Annotated in this window: 12 protein-coding genes; 3 read left to right on the forward strand and 9 right to left on the reverse strand. The window is 72.8% G+C overall.

Annotated elements, in window-relative coordinates; translation table 11 throughout:
• Positions 1-60: 60 nt before the first annotated feature.
• Positions 61-1,668, reverse strand: coding sequence for a methionine--tRNA ligase (metG, locus tag BLW86_RS19490; RefSeq protein WP_093875215.1), 1,608 nt, complete (start codon positions 1,666-1,668; stop codon positions 61-63).
• A gap of 75 nt (positions 1,669-1,743) precedes the next feature.
• Between metG and BLW86_RS19495 the strand changes: the two genes are divergently transcribed.
• Both BLW86_RS19495 and BLW86_RS19500 read left to right on the forward strand, forming a co-directional pair.
• The gene (locus BLW86_RS19495; RefSeq protein WP_256341355.1) at positions 1,744-2,547 is read left to right on the forward strand and encodes a response regulator transcription factor; all 804 of its coding nucleotides are present in this window, start codon (positions 1,744-1,746) and stop codon (positions 2,545-2,547) included.
• Positions 2,544-3,671 carry a sensor histidine kinase gene (locus tag BLW86_RS19500; protein ID WP_093875216.1) on the forward strand — a complete coding sequence of 376 codons (1,128 nt, stop codon included), beginning with the start codon at positions 2,544-2,546 and terminating at the stop codon, positions 3,669-3,671. Before BLW86_RS19495 ends, BLW86_RS19500 begins: the two co-directional genes overlap by 4 nt.
• Here BLW86_RS19500 and BLW86_RS43205 read toward each other — a convergent pair.
• Positions 3,668-5,539 carry a VWA domain-containing protein gene (locus BLW86_RS43205; protein ID WP_305632373.1) on the reverse strand — a complete coding sequence of 624 codons (1,872 nt, stop codon included), beginning with the start codon at positions 5,537-5,539 and terminating at the stop codon, positions 3,668-3,670. The genes BLW86_RS19500 and BLW86_RS43205 overlap by 4 nt on opposite strands.
• A 258-nt stretch (positions 5,540-5,797) precedes the next feature.
• Here BLW86_RS43205 and BLW86_RS19510 point away from each other — a divergent pair, with 258 nt between their 5' ends.
• The gene (locus tag BLW86_RS19510) at positions 5,798-7,861 is read left to right on the forward strand and encodes a PhoX family protein (RefSeq protein ID WP_093875217.1); all 2,064 of its coding nucleotides are present in this window, start codon (positions 5,798-5,800) and stop codon (positions 7,859-7,861) included.
• A 25-nt stretch (positions 7,862-7,886) separates the two neighbouring features.
• On the opposite strand, the gene BLW86_RS19515 is transcribed toward BLW86_RS19510, so the two are convergent.
• The 7 genes from BLW86_RS19515 to BLW86_RS19545 all read right to left on the reverse strand — a co-directional run bounded on the left by BLW86_RS19515 (position 7,887) and on the right by BLW86_RS19545 (position 14,990).
• The gene (locus tag BLW86_RS19515) at positions 7,887-8,876 is read right to left on the reverse strand and encodes a hypothetical protein (RefSeq protein ID WP_093875218.1); all 990 of its coding nucleotides are present in this window, start codon (positions 8,874-8,876) and stop codon (positions 7,887-7,889) included.
• 72 nt (positions 8,877-8,948) lie between these two features.
• Positions 8,949-10,424: an APC family permease gene (locus BLW86_RS19520; RefSeq protein WP_093875219.1), complete on the reverse strand. Its 1,476-nt coding sequence runs from the start codon at positions 10,422-10,424 to the stop codon at positions 8,949-8,951.
• Positions 10,425-10,620: 196 nt separating this feature from the next.
• Entirely contained in the window at positions 10,621-12,567 is a 1,947-nt protein-coding gene (locus BLW86_RS19525; protein WP_093875220.1) for an FUSC family protein, read from the reverse strand.
• Positions 12,568-12,983: 416 nt separating this feature from the next.
• Positions 12,984-13,220: a DUF2630 family protein gene (locus BLW86_RS19530; protein WP_093875221.1), complete on the reverse strand. Its 237-nt coding sequence runs from the start codon at positions 13,218-13,220 to the stop codon at positions 12,984-12,986.
• A gap of 61 nt (positions 13,221-13,281) precedes the next feature.
• The gene (locus BLW86_RS19535) at positions 13,282-13,707 is read right to left on the reverse strand and encodes a hypothetical protein (protein WP_093875222.1); all 426 of its coding nucleotides are present in this window, start codon (positions 13,705-13,707) and stop codon (positions 13,282-13,284) included.
• Positions 13,708-13,717: 10 nt separating this feature from the next.
• Complete coding sequence (locus BLW86_RS19540; RefSeq protein ID WP_093875223.1) at positions 13,718-14,155, reverse strand: DUF7144 family membrane protein; 438 nt, start codon at positions 14,153-14,155, stop codon at positions 13,718-13,720.
• Between the two features lie 37 nt (positions 14,156-14,192).
• A complete protein-coding gene (locus tag BLW86_RS19545; RefSeq protein WP_093875224.1) occupies positions 14,193-14,990 on the reverse strand; it encodes an alpha/beta fold hydrolase in 798 nt (265 codons plus the stop codon).
• Positions 14,991-15,059: the final 69 nt, after the last annotated feature.

Raw genomic sequence — 15,059 nt, forward strand, 5'->3', positions numbered from 1 at the left:
CCGGATCCATGCCGGGACGGCGGCCTTCTTCGTGCGTCAGCACGTCAGTACGTCAGTACCTCAGTCCTTCTTCGGGTCCTCCAGGCGCGGGAACAGCACCGCGCCCTTCGTCACCGTCGCACCGGCCGGGAGCTGCCCCCACATGCCCGAGGACTGGACCGGCTGCTCGGCCAGGGCGCCCAGGGACGCCTCGGCGCCCAGGGACTCCCAGAGGGCCTGCGAGGTCTCCGGCATGATCGGGTTGAGGAGGACGGCGACGGCGCGGAGGGACTCGGCGGCCGTGTAGAGGATCGTCGCCAGGCGGGCCTTGCCCTCCGGCGAGTCGTCCTTCGCGACCTTCCACGGCTCCTGCTCCGTGATGTAGCCGTTGACCTGCTTCACGAAGTCGAAGATCGCCAGGATGCCGGCCTGGAAGTCCAGCTCCTCGCCGATCTTCGCGTCGGCCGTCGCGACGGCCTTGGCCAGGCCCTCGTGGATCGCCTTCTCCGCGTCGCCGTCGGCCGTCGACGCCGGCAGCTCACCGCCGAAGTACTTGCCGACCATCGCCGCCACGCGGGACGCGAGGTTGCCGTAGTCGTTCGCCAGCTCGGACGTGTAGCGGGCGGTGAAGTCCTCCCACGAGAACGAGCCGTCGCTGCCGAAGGCGATCGCCCGAAGGAAGTACCAGCGGTACGCGTCCACGCCGAAGTGCGAGGTCAGGTCCTGCGGCTTGATGCCCGTCAGGTTCGACTTCGACATCTTCTCGCCGCCGACCATCAGCCAGCCGTTGGCCGCGACCCGGCCCGGGACGGGCAGGCCCTGCGCCATCAGCATCGCCGGCCAGATCACCGCGTGGAACCGCAGGATGTCCTTGCCGACCAGGTGCACGTTCGCCGGGAACGTCTCGTCGAACTTCGCCGGGTTCTCGTTGTAGCCGACGGCCGTCGCGTAGTTCAGGAGCGCGTCGACCCACACGTAGATGACGTGCTTCTCGTCCCACGGGATCGGGATGCCCCAGTCGAACGTCGAGCGCGAGATCGAGAGGTCCTGAAGGCCCTGCTTGACGAAGTTCACGACCTCGTTGCGGGCCGACTCCGGCTGGATGAAGCCCGGGTTCGCCTCGTAGAACTCCAGCAGCTTCGGGCCGTACTCGCTCAGCTTGAAGAAGTAGTTCTCCTCCTTGAGGATCTCCACCGGCTTCTTGTGGATCGGGCACAGCTTGGTGCCGTCCTCCGCCTCGATGAGGTCGCCCGGGAGCTTGTACTCCTCGCAGCCCACGCAGTACGGGCCTTCGTACCCGCCCTTGTAGATCTCGTCCTTGTCGTACAGGTCCTGCACGAACTCCTGGACGCGGTCCGTGTGACGCTTCTGCGTGGTGCGGATGAAGTCGTCGTTCGCGATGTTCAGGTGCTCCCAGAGGGGCTTCCACGCCTCCTCGACGAGCTTGTCGCACCAGGCCTGGGGCGTGACGTTGTTCGCCTCGGCCGTGCGCATGATCTTCTGACCGTGCTCGTCCGTGCCGGTGAGGAACCACACCTTCTCGCCGCGCTGACGGTGCCAGCGCGTGAGCACGTCGCCTGCGACGGTCGTGTAGGCGTGGCCCAGGTGAGGAGCGTCGTTGACGTAGTAGATGGGGGTCGTGACGTAGTACGCCTTCGCCCCCTGCTTCTCGGATCCAGTGGCCGCCATGGTCGAAATCCTAACCGTCGTACGAAGATCCACTCACATCGATAAGCGGGGGGAGGACGGGGGAGTATGTGCGACATGCGTGTACTCGTAGCCGAGGACGAGCTCGACCTCGCCGCGCTCCTCGCCACCGGCCTCCGGCGGGCCGGCTTCGCCGTCGACACCGTCCACGCCGGGGACGACGCCCTGGAGGCGCTCGGACTGCCCTCGGACGGCGCCGCCGGGCCGTGCGACGGTGCCGGTTCGTACGGCGGCGTCGGTTCGTGCGGAGCCGTCGGTTCGTGCGGAGCCGCCGGGTCGTGCGGCGCCGCTAGTCGGTACGACGGTGCCGGCAGCCCGTACGACGTCCTCAGCCCGTACGACGTGCTCGTCCTCGACCGTGATCTGCCCCGCGTCCACGGCGACGACGTGGCCCGGCGGCTCGTCGCCGCCGGGTCCCCCACCCGGATCCTCATGCTCACCGCCTCCTCCGCCGTCGAGGACCGCGTCGACGGCCTCGACCTCGGCGCCGACGACTACCTCGGCAAGCCCTTCGACTTCCCCGAGCTCGTCTCCCGCGTCCGCGCCCTCCGGCGCCGCTCCGCCCGCCCCGCCCTCCAGCCCCTCCTCGCACGCGACGGCCTGCTCGTGGACACCGTCCGGCGGACCGCCGTCCGCGACGGGCGGGACCTCGACCTCTCCCCCAAGGAGTTCTCCGTCCTCCAGCTCCTCCTGGAGGCCGACGGCGCCGTCGTCTCCGCCGAGGAGCTCCTCGAACGCGCCTGGGACGCCCACGCCGACCCCTTCACCGGGGCCGTACGGGTCTGCATGAGCAAGCTGCGGGCCAAGCTGGGCGAGCCGGGCCTCATCCGGACGGTGCAGGGCGTGGGGTACGCACTGTGAGCCGCCCCGGGCTCCTCGGCGCCGGGTCCACCATCCGTACCCGCATCGCCCTCGTCTACGGAGGCGTCTTCCTCGTCCTCGGAGCCGTTCTGCTGCTCCTCGTGAACCTGCTGGTCAGGGCCGGTACGGACGCCGACGCCGACGCGATCGTCGCGCGGGCGGACGGCGACGTCGCCTTCGCCGAGGCGTACCGGATCGGCGACGACGTCAGCCGGGCCGCCGGCGAGCAGATGCTCATGTGGTCCTCCCTGGCCCTGCTCGTCGTGGCCTGCGGCGCCGTCGTCGTCGGCTGGTGGACCGCCGGGCGCGTCCTGCGGCCCGTCCACGAGATGACCGCCCGCGCCCGGCGGCTCTCCGAGCGGAACCTCGGCGACCGGCTGGCCGTGCGCGGACCCGACGACGAGCTCAAGGAACTCGGCGACACGATCGACGCGCTGCTCGGACGCCTGGAGACCGCCTTCGACAGTCAGCGCCGGTTCATCGCCAACGCCTCCCACGAACTGCGGACCCCGCTCGCCACCCAGCGCGCCGCGATCCAGATCGGACTCGACGACGACTGCGACGTCCGGCAGGTCCTCCTCGACGCCAACCGGCGCAGCGAGCGCCTCATCGACGGGCTGCTGCTCCTCGCGCGCAGCGAGCGGGGGCTCGCCGGGCTCGCCGAGCGGGAGGACGTGCGGCTCGGGGACGTCGTCCGGGAGGAGCACCCGGACGCGTGCGTGGTCGCCGACGGCGGTGTCGTACGGGGGAGCCGGGTGCTGCTCGCGCAGCTCGTACGGAACCTCGTCGCGAACGCCCTCGCCTACAACGTGCCGGGCGGCCGGGTCGACGTACGGGCCGAGGACGGGGTCCTCACCGTCGTCAACACCGGGCCGGTCGTCCCCGCCGGGGACGTCGACGGGCTCTTCGAACCCTTCCGGCGGGGGGAGGGGCGGGACCGGACGGGGCCCGGCGCGGGGCTCGGGCTCTCCATCGTGCGGTCGATCGCCGTCGCGCACGGCGGGGCCGTACGGGCCGTGGCGCGGTCCGCCGGGGAGGGCGGCGGGCTGGTGGTGACGGTGACCCTGCCGGTCACCGTCACCGCCTCTCGTACCTCTCGTACCTCTCGTACCTCTCGTGCCTAGAGCTCCAGGCCGGTGAGCAGGCCCCGGTAGAACGCCGCGTGCGCCGTCTCCACGGGGGTCGCGCCCGCGAAGTACGTCGCCGTGCGGGGAGTGCCGTCGAGCTTCCGGAGGAAGTCGAAGGCCTTGTTGTCCTCCTCGCCCCAGACCACGAACCGCCAGTTCAGAGGCCTTTCCGTCGCCTCGGCGAGGGCCTGCGTCGCCGCCGTCTTCGACTCCGGGGCGCCGTCCGTCTGGAACACCACCAGGGCCGGGCGGGCCGGGTCCGCCTTCTCGTGGTGGGCGAGGACCTCCTCCACGGCGCGGTGGTAGTTGGTACGACCCAGGCGGCCGAGGGTGCCGTTGACCTCCTCGATCCGGGTGGGGGTGAGGTCGGCGGGGGTCAGGACGACCGTGCCGTCGATGTCCGTCGAGAAGAACACGGTCGTCACCGTGGCGTCCTCGTCCAGGTGCGCCGCGAGCGCGGTGACCTGCTCGGCGAGCCGCTGCACGGAACCGTCCTTGAAGTACCCGCGCATCGAACCCGACCGGTCCACCACGAGGTACACGGCCGCCCGCGCCCCTGCGAGCCCCTGCTTCTTGAGCTGCGCCCCGGCGGCCTTGTACGCGTCCACGAGGTGCGGGGCGGCGGCCTTGACGGCGGCGAGGGGGAGGGCGGGGGCGGAGGTCGTGGCCTGGGCCTGGGCTTCTTCGGCCGGCTCGCCCTGGGCCTCGTCGGCCGCGACCTCGACGTCCTGAGCCTCCGGCTCGACCGTCGCGACGACGACCGGCTCGGCCGGGACGGCGGGCTCGTCCGTGACCTCGGCGGCCTCCGGCTCCGCCGAGGTGTCGGCCTCGGCCTGCGGCTCGTCGGCGGCGTCCGCCTCCGGCTGAGCGTCGGCCTCGGCCTGCGGCTCGTCCGCGACGGTCGCCTCCGGCTCCGTCGGAGCGGTGGCTCCGGCCTGCGGCTCCTCCGCCTCCGGCTCCGCCGGGTCGGTGTCGTCCGCGACGACAGTCGCTTCCGCCTCGGCCGGGGCCTCGTCGGTCGCGACCTCGACGTCCTGAGCCTCCGGCTCGGCCGGGGCGGTGGGCTCGTCCGTGACGACGGCCGCCTCCGGCTCCGCCGGGGCCTCGACCTCGGCCTGCGGCTCGTCGGCAACGTCCGCCTCCGGCTCCACCGCTTCGGCGGCGGGGTCCGCCTCCTGCGGCTCGGCAGCGACGGCCGCCTCCGGCTCCGCCGTCTCCGCCGTCTCCGGCGTCGCATCCGCCGTGACAGCGGTCGACTCCTCGGCGTCCGGCGCCGCCGCGTCCACCACAGCCTCGGCCTCGGCCGACTCCTCGGCGTCCGGCTCCGCAGCCGCGGAAGCCTCGGTCGACTCCTCGGCGTCCGGTTCCACAGCCGCGGAAGCCTCGGTCGACTCCTCGGCGTCCGGTTCCACAGCCGCGGAAGCCTCGGTCGCCGGCTCCGCAGCCTCGTCCGCCTCCGCGGCAGCGTTCGGCTCGGAAGCCGCAGTCGTCTTCCCCGTCTCCCCGGCGTCAGCCGCCCGCGCCTTCGGGATCTGCGGGTTGTCGAAGGCCGCCGCCACCAGGTCGTCCGCCGCTCGGCGGGCCGCCGTCTCCGGGGCCTCCCGAAGCTCCACGGCCTCCGTAAGCTCCGCAGCCTCCGCAGGCTTCACAGCCTCCGTGGTCTCCACGGCCCCCGCAGTCTCTCCAGCCCCCGCGGTCTCCCCGGCCCCCGCGGTCTCCCCGGGCTTCGCGGCCTCCACGGCCGCCACCGCCTCCGGGGTCTCCCGGGTTTCCGGGGTCTCACGCGTCTGGGACGGGACGGAGGTTGCCGGGGACTCCTCGCGGTCCCGGCCGAACACCTTGCGCAGCATGCTCCGAATACCCATGGGCGAACCCTTTCGCATGAGTGGGGGTGCAGTGTGAATGTCCGTACTGGGCGTTTCGGGACGTTCATCCCTGGCCAGGGCGGATACGTAAGGTTAGCGGCCGCCCCTCCCGCCTCCGGCGCCCCGGTCGCCGCCGGTTCGCGTGCGTTCATGCGCCGTTCACTCCGACGCCGCCCCTGTGCAGATCTACGCACATAGCGTCGCCGCCGAAGCAATCCCGACACCATGTCGGCGCGGTCTGCGCCGGAGGAGGACGAAGTGCGCAAACTGCTGCCGCTGCTGAGCACGAACCCGCACGGAGGCGGACGTTCCGCCCTCACCTGCCGGTTCCGCTGCGGTGACGCCTGCTTCCACGAGGTGCCCAACACCAGCGACAACGAGTACGTCGGCGACGTCATAGCCGGCGCGCTCTCCCGCCGTTCCGCGCTCCGTGCCGCCGCCGTCGTGACCGTCGCCTCCGCCGTCGGCGGGGCCTTGGCCGTCGGGAACGCCCCGGAGGCCGTCGCCCAGGAGGCCGCCGCCCGGCCGCAGAAGCCGGTCGACGGCGCCCGCGGCCTGCGCTTCGCGCCCGTCGCGCCCAACACCGCCGACCAGGTCACCGTCCCCTCCGGGTACGAGCAGAACGTGGTCATCCGCTGGGGCGAGCCCATCCTCCGCGGCGCGCCCGCCTTCGACTCCGAGAACCAGACCGCCGCCGCCCAGGCCGGCCAGTTCGGTTACAACAACGACTTCCTCTCCCTCCTGCCGCTGCGCCACGAGCCGCACCGCCAGGTCCTCGTCGCCAACCACGAGTACACCGACGAGGTGCTGATGTTCCGGGGGTACGACCCCGAGAACCCGACCCGCGAGCAGGTCGAGATCGCCTGGGCCGCGCACGGCCTCGGTGTCGTCGTGGTCCAGGAGGAGCACCGCACCGGCAAGCTCACCGCCGTCACCCGGCACCGGCTCAACCGGCGTCTGACCGCCACCAGCGAGTTCGAGCTCACCGGTCCGGCGGCCGGCGGCGACCTCGTCAGGACCTCCGCCGACCCGGACGGCCGCACCGTCCTCGGCACGCTCAACAACTGCTCCGGCGGCACCACCCCGTGGGGCACCACGCTCCACGGCGAGGAGAACATCAACCAGTACTTCGCCAACGGGTCGAGCGCCACGGACAAGCGGTACGGCGTCGGCACCGGGGCCTCCGAGCGGAAGTGGGAGCGCTTCGACAAGCGCTTCGACCTCAAGCAGGAGCCCAACGAGGTGCACCGCTTCGGCTGGGTCGTCGAGCTCGACCCGTACGACCCCGAGTCCACGCCCCGCAAGCGCACCGCGCTCGGCCGCTTCAAGCACGAGGCCGCGCAGCCCCGGCTCACCGAGGACGGCCGTCCGGTCGTCTACATGGGCGACGACGAGCGGTTCGACTACCTCTACAAGTTCGTCTCGTCGAAGCGGATGAAGAAGGGGTCCTCCCGCGCCGCCCACGAGCACAACCTCACCCTTCTCGACGAGGGCACCCTGTACGTCGCCAGGTTCACCGGCGACTCGCCCGCCGCCGAGATCGACGGCACCGGCAAGCTGCCCTCCGACGGCGAGTTCGACGGTTCCGGCGTGTGGATCCCGCTGGCCACGGCCGGTCCCGACGGTGCCGTCTCGCACGTCCCCGGCATGACCGCCGAGGAGGTGTACGTCTTCACCCGTCTCGCCGGTGACAAGGTCGGCGCGACGAAGATGGACCGTCCCGAGGACGTCGAGCCCTCCCCGCGCTCCGGTCGCGTGTACGTGGCGCTGACCAACAACACCAAGCGCGGCACCACGGGCAACGCCCCCGCCGACGAGGTCAACCCGCGCAACGCCAACAAGCACGGCCACATCCTGGAGCTCTCCGAGCACTGGGACGACCCGTCGAGCGACGGCTTCGCCTGGCGGCTGTTCCTCGTCGCCGGAGACCCCACCGACCCGGCCACCTACTTCGCCGGCTTCCCCAAGGAGAAGGTCTCCCCGATCTCCTGCCCGGACAACGTCGCCTTCGACCCGCACGGCAACCTGTGGATCTCCACCGACGGCAACCAGCTCGGCTCGCACGACGGTCTGTTCGGCGTCGCCACGCGCGGCGAGCGGCGCGGTGAGCTCAAGCAGTTCCTGACCGTGCCGACCGGCGCCGAGACCTGCGGCCCGCTCGTCCAGGACCGCCGCGTCCTCGTCTCCGTGCAGCACCCGGGCGAGGTCGACGGCGCCTCCGTCGAGAAGCCCGCCTCCGTCTGGCCCGACGGCCCCGGCAAGATCGTCCGCCCGGCGGTCGTCTCCGTCTGGCGCACGGACGGCCGCGACATCGGCGTCTAGGAAGTCCCCGGGGCCTGGGAGGGGGTCACCCCACTCCCAGGCCCTCCCTGAACCGGGTGAACTGTTCCTCCGGGTCGCCCGTGTACGACCACGGCACCCACGCCGCCCGCCTGCCGAGGAGACCCATCAGCTCCCGGGCGATCTCCACCTGGCCGGCGTAACAGGCCGCGTGCGCGAGGAAGTTGAGGTCGCCGACCTCTTCCGGTGCCACCGGGCGCTCCGGGTCCCGGCCGCCGATCCAGCGCGCGTGGGTGCGGCGCAGCTCGGTCACCGCCAGTTCGTGCTTCCAGTGCTGGTCGAAGCCGCGCACCGGCCCCCGGCCGAGCGCCCCGTCCGCGATGTACCGGTACTCCTCGACCCGGGCCACCTGCACCAGGACCGGCAGCGGCGAACCGGGCGGTGCCACGCCCGCCGCGTCGCGGGCGAAGTCGTACATGCTGCCGTGCGTGCCGTGCCACCGCGCCGACCAGTAGCGGAGCACCTGGATGTGGCCCTCGGTGTTGTACGGGTCGCGGCGCCGCAACTCGTCGAACCAGTGGCGCAGTTCGCGGCGCGGCACCCCGCCCTCGTACAGCCGGGCCACCGAGAGCAGGGACACCCAGGGCATCGGGTCGGCCGGCGCGGCCTCGGCCGCGCTCCGGCAGGCGTCGACGGCGGCGTCGATCCGGCCCCGTTCGATGGTGGCGCCCCGGCCGGCCGCGATGGCCGCGTCGAAGACCCGCACCACCTCGGTCGCGGCCCGCAGCACGGAGGCGTCGGGGTTGCCGGGCTCGGCGGCCCGCCAGGTCTCGACGGTGGAGCTGCCGGCGGCGGCGTGCGAGAGGAGCCGCAGCCGGTGGGTGCGGCGGGCCCAGTCCGTACCGGTGGCGGCGAGCAGGTCCCGTACGCCCTGCCAGCGGCCGATGACGATGTCGTGGCGCGCCTCGGTCAGCGCCCGGTCCCCGAAGTCCGGGTCGAAGTCGGGCGCGTGGCGCTCCGGTCGCGCCGGGCGCGCGGAGCGGCGGCGTACGGCCATCGGGGGCCTCCTTCGGGTTCGGCTGCCGTCAGAAGTCGCTGCGTGCGTACAAGGTGCGGGTGCAGGTGCGGGTCAGAAGTCCGTCGCGTAGCCCTTGTCGCGGGTTCCCGTGCGCGGGCGGGTGGCCGGGGCCGAGCCCTCCGCCGCCGCGAGCGCGCGGACCGCGTCGAGGCGGGCGGGGCGGTAGTAGTCGCTGCCCTTCCGCCAGTACACGAGGAGCGGGACCACGCCGACGAGCAGCCCGCCCAGGCCGATGGTGAGGGCGGTCGTGGAGAGTTCCCCGAGGGACTCGACGAAGGCCCAGAGCATGAACGCGGAGCCGAGCAGCGGCCAGAGGCCGCCGAGGACCAGGTTCCGTACGGAGCGGAACAGGACCGCCTTGTACGCGACGACGGCGGCGATGCCCGCGAGGCCGTAGTAGAAGGCGATCTGAAGGCCGATCGCGGCGACGGCGTCGCTGAGGATCCGCTGCACCGAGCCGGCCGCCGCGGCCGCGCAGAACATCAGGAGGGCGGCGCCGCCGACGGCGGCGATCGCGACCCACGGGGTGTTCCAGCGGCGGTGCACGAGTCCGAGCGCGGCCGGCAGGGTCCGGTCGCGGCCCATCGCGAAGAGCGAGCGGGTGACCTGGAGGAGCGTGGTCTCCAGGGTGGCGACGGTGGACAGCAGGACGGCCACGACGAGCAGTTTGCCGCCGACGCCGGGCCAGATCTCCTGGCCGAGGACGGCGAGGACGTTGGGTCCGGCGGCGCGGATCTCCTCGGCGCTCAGCAGGACGTTGACGGCGACGGTGAAGGCCTCGAAGAGGAGGAAGACGAAGCCGACGCCGACGAGCGCGGCGAGCCCGGCGGTGCGGCGGCTGTCGCGGGTCTCCTCGCTGAGGTTGCTGGTGACGTCCCAGCCCCAGTAGTAGAACGCGGCGATCAGCGCCCCGGCGGCGAAGGTGTCCGGCCCGTGGAAGTGGTCGAGGGCGAACCAGGACCAGTCGAAGGCGGTGGCCCGGCCCCGGTGCGCGACGGCGGCCAGGACGAAGGCGAGCAGGATCAGCATCTCGACGCCGGACATCACGAGCTGCGCCCGTACGGTCAGCCGGGCGCCGCCCAGGACGACGAGCAGCATCATCAGGAACCAGCCGGCGCCGACGGCCGCGGCGAGCGGGGTGTTCGCGGCGAGGTCCTGGTCGATCAGGGAGAGCGTGAGGGACCCGGCGGGCAGTGAACCGGCCACCATGAACACGGTGGCGGCGAAGACGAGCGCCCAGCCGGCGAGGAAGCCGAGGAAGGGGTGGAGGGTGCGGCCCACCCAGGAGTACCCGGCGCCGGCGTTGACGTCGATGCGGCCGAGGCGGGCGTACGCGAGGACGATGCCGAGCATCGGTATCGCGCAGTAGAGCAGCGCGGCGGGCCCGGCGAGGCCGACCGCGCCGAAGAGGACGGCGGTGGTCGCGGCCAGCGAATAGGCGGGGGCGCTGCCGGCGACGGCCATCACGATCGTGTCGAAGGTACCGAGGACGTTGGGCTGGAGCCCTCTGTTCGTGGTGGTGCGCATGGCGGGTCCTCGGGGGCGCGGGGGCTGAGGCAGGGCTGAGTGGCCCGTCCGTCGGGCCGGTTGCCGGCGGCGGCGGGCGCGGATCACGGTGAATCGAGCGCATCGTAGTCGCCCGGGTGGCTTCCGGTAACGGTGGTGGGGAGGGTTCCGTTCCGTGACCGCCGGTAAGTTCTCCCGTACGCCCCCCGAGGAGGGGTCACCGCAGGTCGGGACCGGCGATGGCGCGGGCCGCGCTCACCTCCTGTCGGAGCGGCGCGAGGACTCCGCTCTCGTCGCCGGGGAGCTCCGCGCGGACCTCCACGAGGGTGTCCGTGCCGCGCAGCCCGTCCGCGAGCTCCCGCAACTCCCGCCGCACGGCGGCGACCTCCGCCGGGTCGGGCGCCGGGGCGCCGTGATCGACCCGGATCCGGGCGGCGGTCGTCGCGTCCACGATCCGCTCCACGGCGACGACGAGCGGCCACCAGGCGGCGGCCCGGGCACCCGTCGGCGGCGGCTCGGTCAGGGCCCGCTGGAACTCGGAGCGGACGGTCGACAGGTCCCGGTAGAGCTTGCGCCGGGCCCGCGCTCTGCCGCCCTGGTCGGGGCTGTCCGCGGCGAAGGCCCGTTCGACGTACGCGGCGGTGTCGGCGACCGCGTCCGAGAGCCGGTCCCCGATCCGGACGTGCCAGGACTCGGGCCAGAGCAGGTAGCCGGCGACCAGCGCGATCCCGCAGCCGATGAGCGAGTCGTAGAGGCGGGGCAGGACGAGGTCGAAGCCCTGGTGGTTGAGCGTGTCGGAGAGCAGCAGGATGACCGGGGTGATGGCCGCGGTCTGGAAGGCGTACCCCTTCGCGGAGAAGGCGGGGATGAGCGCGGCGAGCACGACCATCACCGGCACGTCCCACCACCCTCTGGGGACTTCGGAGAGGACGAGGGCGGCGAGGACCAGCCCGGCGGCCGTGCCGGCGGCGCGGAGGACGGCCCGCGAGAAGACCGAGCCGAAGTCCGGCTTCATGACGAACGTGACGGTGAGCGCGACCCAGTACGAGCGGGGCACGGGGATCAGCGAGACCAGGGCCTGCGCGAGGCCGACGCAGAGCGCCAGCCGCAGGCCGTACCGCCAGGACGCCTCGGAGAGCAGGACCGCGCGGGCCGCCCGGCGCGCCCGGATCCGCAGCGCGGCGGGGCGGCCGAGGCGGTCGTCGACGTTGTACGGGTCGGGGTCCGCCTTGTGGACGACGGCCGCCGCGTGCCGCAGGGCGTGGTCCACGGCCCGCTCGGCCGGCCGCTCGGGCACGGGCAGGTCCAGGACGGGGGCGCCGGTGCGGCCCTCCTCGACGGCGTCCGCGAGCCCCCGCACGGCGGCGGGGACGGCGGGTGGGAGCGGGCCGAGGAGTTGGGCGCGCAGATGGGCGGCGGGAGCGGCCTCGACGAGCGGGATGACCACGTTGAGCTGGGCCAGGATCCGCACCAGCGGGGCGGCGCGGCCGTGCTGGCGGGCGCGGCGGGCGAGGACCAGGTCGTACGACTGGTTGAGGGAGGCGGTGACGGCCTGCCGCTTCTCGTCGTACGCGGCCGTGCCGGTCGCCTCGTACAGCTCGGCGACGGTCCGGTACGTGGCCGCCACGGCCTCCCGCTCGGGGGCGGCGCGGCGCATCGGCCAGCCGAGGAGCGTGAGGAGGAGGACGAACAGGCCGCCGAGGACGAGGAGGACGGGCGCCTTCCACCACGGGTCGGGCATCGGCAGGCCCGCGCCGACGACCGCGTTGAGCAGCAGGAGCAGACCGGAGACGGAGGCGACCGCGCCGATCGAGGAGATCATCCCCGAGACCAGGGCGACGAGCGTCAGGACGGCGACGGCGAGCCAGCCCTCATCGAAGACGAGGGTCCCCAGGGTGACGCCGAGGGCGCCGAACGCCTGCGGCACCGCGATGTTGAAGACCCGCATCCGGTAGGCGTCGGCGGTGTCCCCGATCACGCCGGAGAGGGCGCCCATCGAGACCAGCGCCCCGTACGCCGGCTGCCCCGTCGCCAGTCCGACGGCGAGCGGCACGGACAGCGCGACGGAGGCGCGGGCCACGGCGGCCCAGGGGATCGGCGCGGGGGCCGGCTTCAGGCCGGCGGTGAGCCAGGCGGGTGGGGTGATCCGTACGGGCCGAGCCATGCGACCAACGTACGCCGCGCCCCCGTTGTGAGCCGTCGTTCCGCCGGGCGGTGCCCACCCCGTTGTGGGCAGTCGTTCCGCTGGGGCGGAACGGGTGGGCACAACGGAACGGCGCCCTTGCCGGCGCCAGAGGCTCCCGCGCCCTGACCCGCACCGACCTGTGCACCGCACGCCTGGTGCGGGTCCAGGCGCGGAACGCGGAGGCGCCGCTGAGCGCGCCGTCCCGTGTGCCCACCCTCCCCCAAGCTCTCGGCTTCGCTCGAGCAGGGGGGACCCCCTCGCCCCAGCGGGACGATTGCCCACACGGGCGGGGGCGGCGGGAAGGGCACCGCCCGGCGGGCGCGCCCACGTGGTGGTGCGGGAGGGGCAGCGCCCCGCGGGGGTGGGCGGGGGTACCGGCCTGGTGGGCGTAGGGGTCAGCTGCGGTAGGACTCGACCTCCGCCGCCGGGCGGAGGGCCGCCGTGTCCGGGTCCTCCCCGAATTCGGCCTTCGCGCGCCGCTGCCGCAGCAGGTCCCAGCACTGGTCGAGGCGTACCTCGAGTTCCGCGAGGCGGGTGCGTTCCTCGGGGAGGAGCCCGCCGGTGCGCTGCCGCAGGGCGCGCTCCTCCTCGACGAGGGCGCCGATGTCGTCCAGGATCTCGTCGTTGTCCATGCCTTCCAGCGTGGCGGATCGGCGCCGGGTGCGCAGGTCGAGAGGGGGCCGGTCATGCGCCTCAGTGCCGTAGCGCCTGTGCGATCTCCGCCTTCGTCCCGCCGGAGAGCGTCCGGTTGCTGCGGGCCGTGCCGGTCTTGGACTTTCCGGGTTCGACTCCGTCGATGTTCAGGACGACGGAGTCGAGGAAGTTCCCGTCCGTGTCACGGAAGTTGACCATGATCGTGTAGTCGGCGTTCTTGTCCTTGGGGTTGGTCGCGGTGATCTCGGCGACCGTGCGGTCCCCGTCGACGCGCGTGGCTCCGGCGCGTACGTCACCGGTGGCGTTCACCCCGTCCTTGACCTGGTTCATCTTCTCCTGGGCGGCCGAGGCGACGGCCGCCGTGGCGGAGGAGACGATCTGGCCGGCCTTGTCCTTGGCGGTGTCGCAGCCGGTGAGGGCGAGGAGCGTGGTGGCGGCGAGGACGATTCCGGTTCCTCGTTTCATGGCCGGAGTCTCAGAACCGCTCGTCCGCGCCGTACGCGTCGTCCGTCGCCAGGGCCCAGATCACGAAGACCGAGATGGCCATGGAGAAGAGCGCCCACCACGGCTGGTAGGGCAGGAAGAGGAACTGGAAGAGGACGTTGAGGGAGGCCAGGGAGATACCGGCGATCCGGCCCCACTCGGCGCCCTTGAGGATGCCGATGCCGGCGATGGCGACGATGACGCCGAGGATGAGGTGGATCCATCCCCAGGTGGTGAGGTTGAACTTGAAGACGTAGTCGCCGATGCGGGTGTAGACGTCGTCCTTGGCGATGCCGGCGATGCCCTGGAAGACGTCCATGAAGCCGGTGACCAGCATGAGGACGCCGGCGAAGAGGGTTCCGCCGGAGGCCCAGGCGCCGGCGGTGCTCGGCTGGGTGCCCGTCTTGCGGGGTGTGGTGTTCTGGCTCATGGCCCCATCGTCAGGGCGTTCGTACGGTTCCGAACTTTCAGCTGGTCCGAACGAGTGAGCGAAGGAAGGCGTCGAGGGTCGCGTCGAACTCCTCGGGCCGCTCCAGATTGGGCAGGTGCGCGGCCCGTTCGATCACCGTGAGCGTCGAGTGGGGGAGCAGGGCGTGCATCTCCTCCGCGTCCGCCACCGGGGTGTACGTGTCGTCGCGGCCGACGACGACGAGCGCGGGGACCGTGACGGCGGCGAGCGTCTCCCGGTGGTCGGGGCGCTCGGCCCGGCCGCGCAGGGCGGCCGCCGCGGCGACCGGGTCGGTGGCGCACATCATGCGGTGGACGTGCGGCGCGGCGTGCGTGTTGTACGGGGCGACCATCCGGTCCAGCACCTCGTCGGCGTATCCGCGCATGCCCTCCCGCAGGAGCCGGTCGGCCATGGCGTTGCGGGTCTTCTTGCCGTCCTCAGTCTCGGCGGCCGGGAAGGTGTCGGCGAGGACGAGGCCCCGGACCCGCTCGGGGTGGCGGCGGACGAGCTCCATGGCGATCTGGCCGCCCATGGAGAGGCCGGCGACGACGCAGTCGTCGATCCCCAGCGAGTCGAGGAGGTCGGTGAGGTCCTCGGCGAAGTCGTCGAGGCCGGTGGAGCCGGTCGTCGCGCCCAGGGGCGTGGCGCCGTAGCCCCGCAGGTCGGGGGCGATGACGCGGTGGGTGCGGGAGAAGCGGTCGATCTGCGGCTGCCACATGGTGTGGTCGAAGGGGTGGCCGTGGACGAGGAGGAGGGCGGGGCCGGTGCCCCGGTCCTCGTAGAAGGTGCTGGTGGCGAGGGTTTCGGCGAAGGGCATGACCGCAGGCTAGGCAGCCCCAACTGCTCGGTGCAATAAGATCTTTGCTCTCGGTGCAATGGGGGAGGG

The sequence above is a fragment of the Streptomyces sp. TLI_105 genome, assembly GCF_900105415.1.
Taxonomy (GTDB): Bacteria; Actinomycetota; Actinomycetes; order Streptomycetales; family Streptomycetaceae; genus Streptomyces.

Coding starts and splice junctions, on each gene's coding strand:
- metG (WP_093875215.1), bottom strand. CDS start 1,668: ATGGCGGCCACTGGATCCGAGAAGCAGGGGGCGAAGGCGTACTACGTC.
- BLW86_RS19495 (WP_256341355.1), top strand. CDS start 1,744: ATGCGTGTACTCGTAGCCGAGGACGAGCTCGACCTCGCCGCGCTCCTC.
- BLW86_RS43205 (WP_305632373.1), bottom strand. CDS start 5,539: ATGGGTATTCGGAGCATGCTGCGCAAGGTGTTCGGCCGGGACCGCGAG.
- BLW86_RS19515 (WP_093875218.1), bottom strand. CDS start 8,876: ATGGCCGTACGCCGCCGCTCCGCGCGCCCGGCGCGACCGGAGCGCCAC.
- BLW86_RS19520 (WP_093875219.1), bottom strand. CDS start 10,424: ATGCGCACCACCACGAACAGAGGGCTCCAGCCCAACGTCCTCGGTACC.
- BLW86_RS19525 (WP_093875220.1), bottom strand. CDS start 12,567: ATGGCTCGGCCCGTACGGATCACCCCACCCGCCTGGCTCACCGCCGGC.
- BLW86_RS19530 (WP_093875221.1), bottom strand. CDS start 13,220: ATGGACAACGACGAGATCCTGGACGACATCGGCGCCCTCGTCGAGGAG.
- BLW86_RS19535 (WP_093875222.1), bottom strand. CDS start 13,707: ATGAAACGAGGAACCGGAATCGTCCTCGCCGCCACCACGCTCCTCGCC.
- BLW86_RS19540 (WP_093875223.1), bottom strand. CDS start 14,155: ATGAGCCAGAACACCACACCCCGCAAGACGGGCACCCAGCCGAGCACC.
- BLW86_RS19545 (WP_093875224.1), bottom strand. CDS start 14,990: ATGCCCTTCGCCGAAACCCTCGCCACCAGCACCTTCTACGAGGACCGG.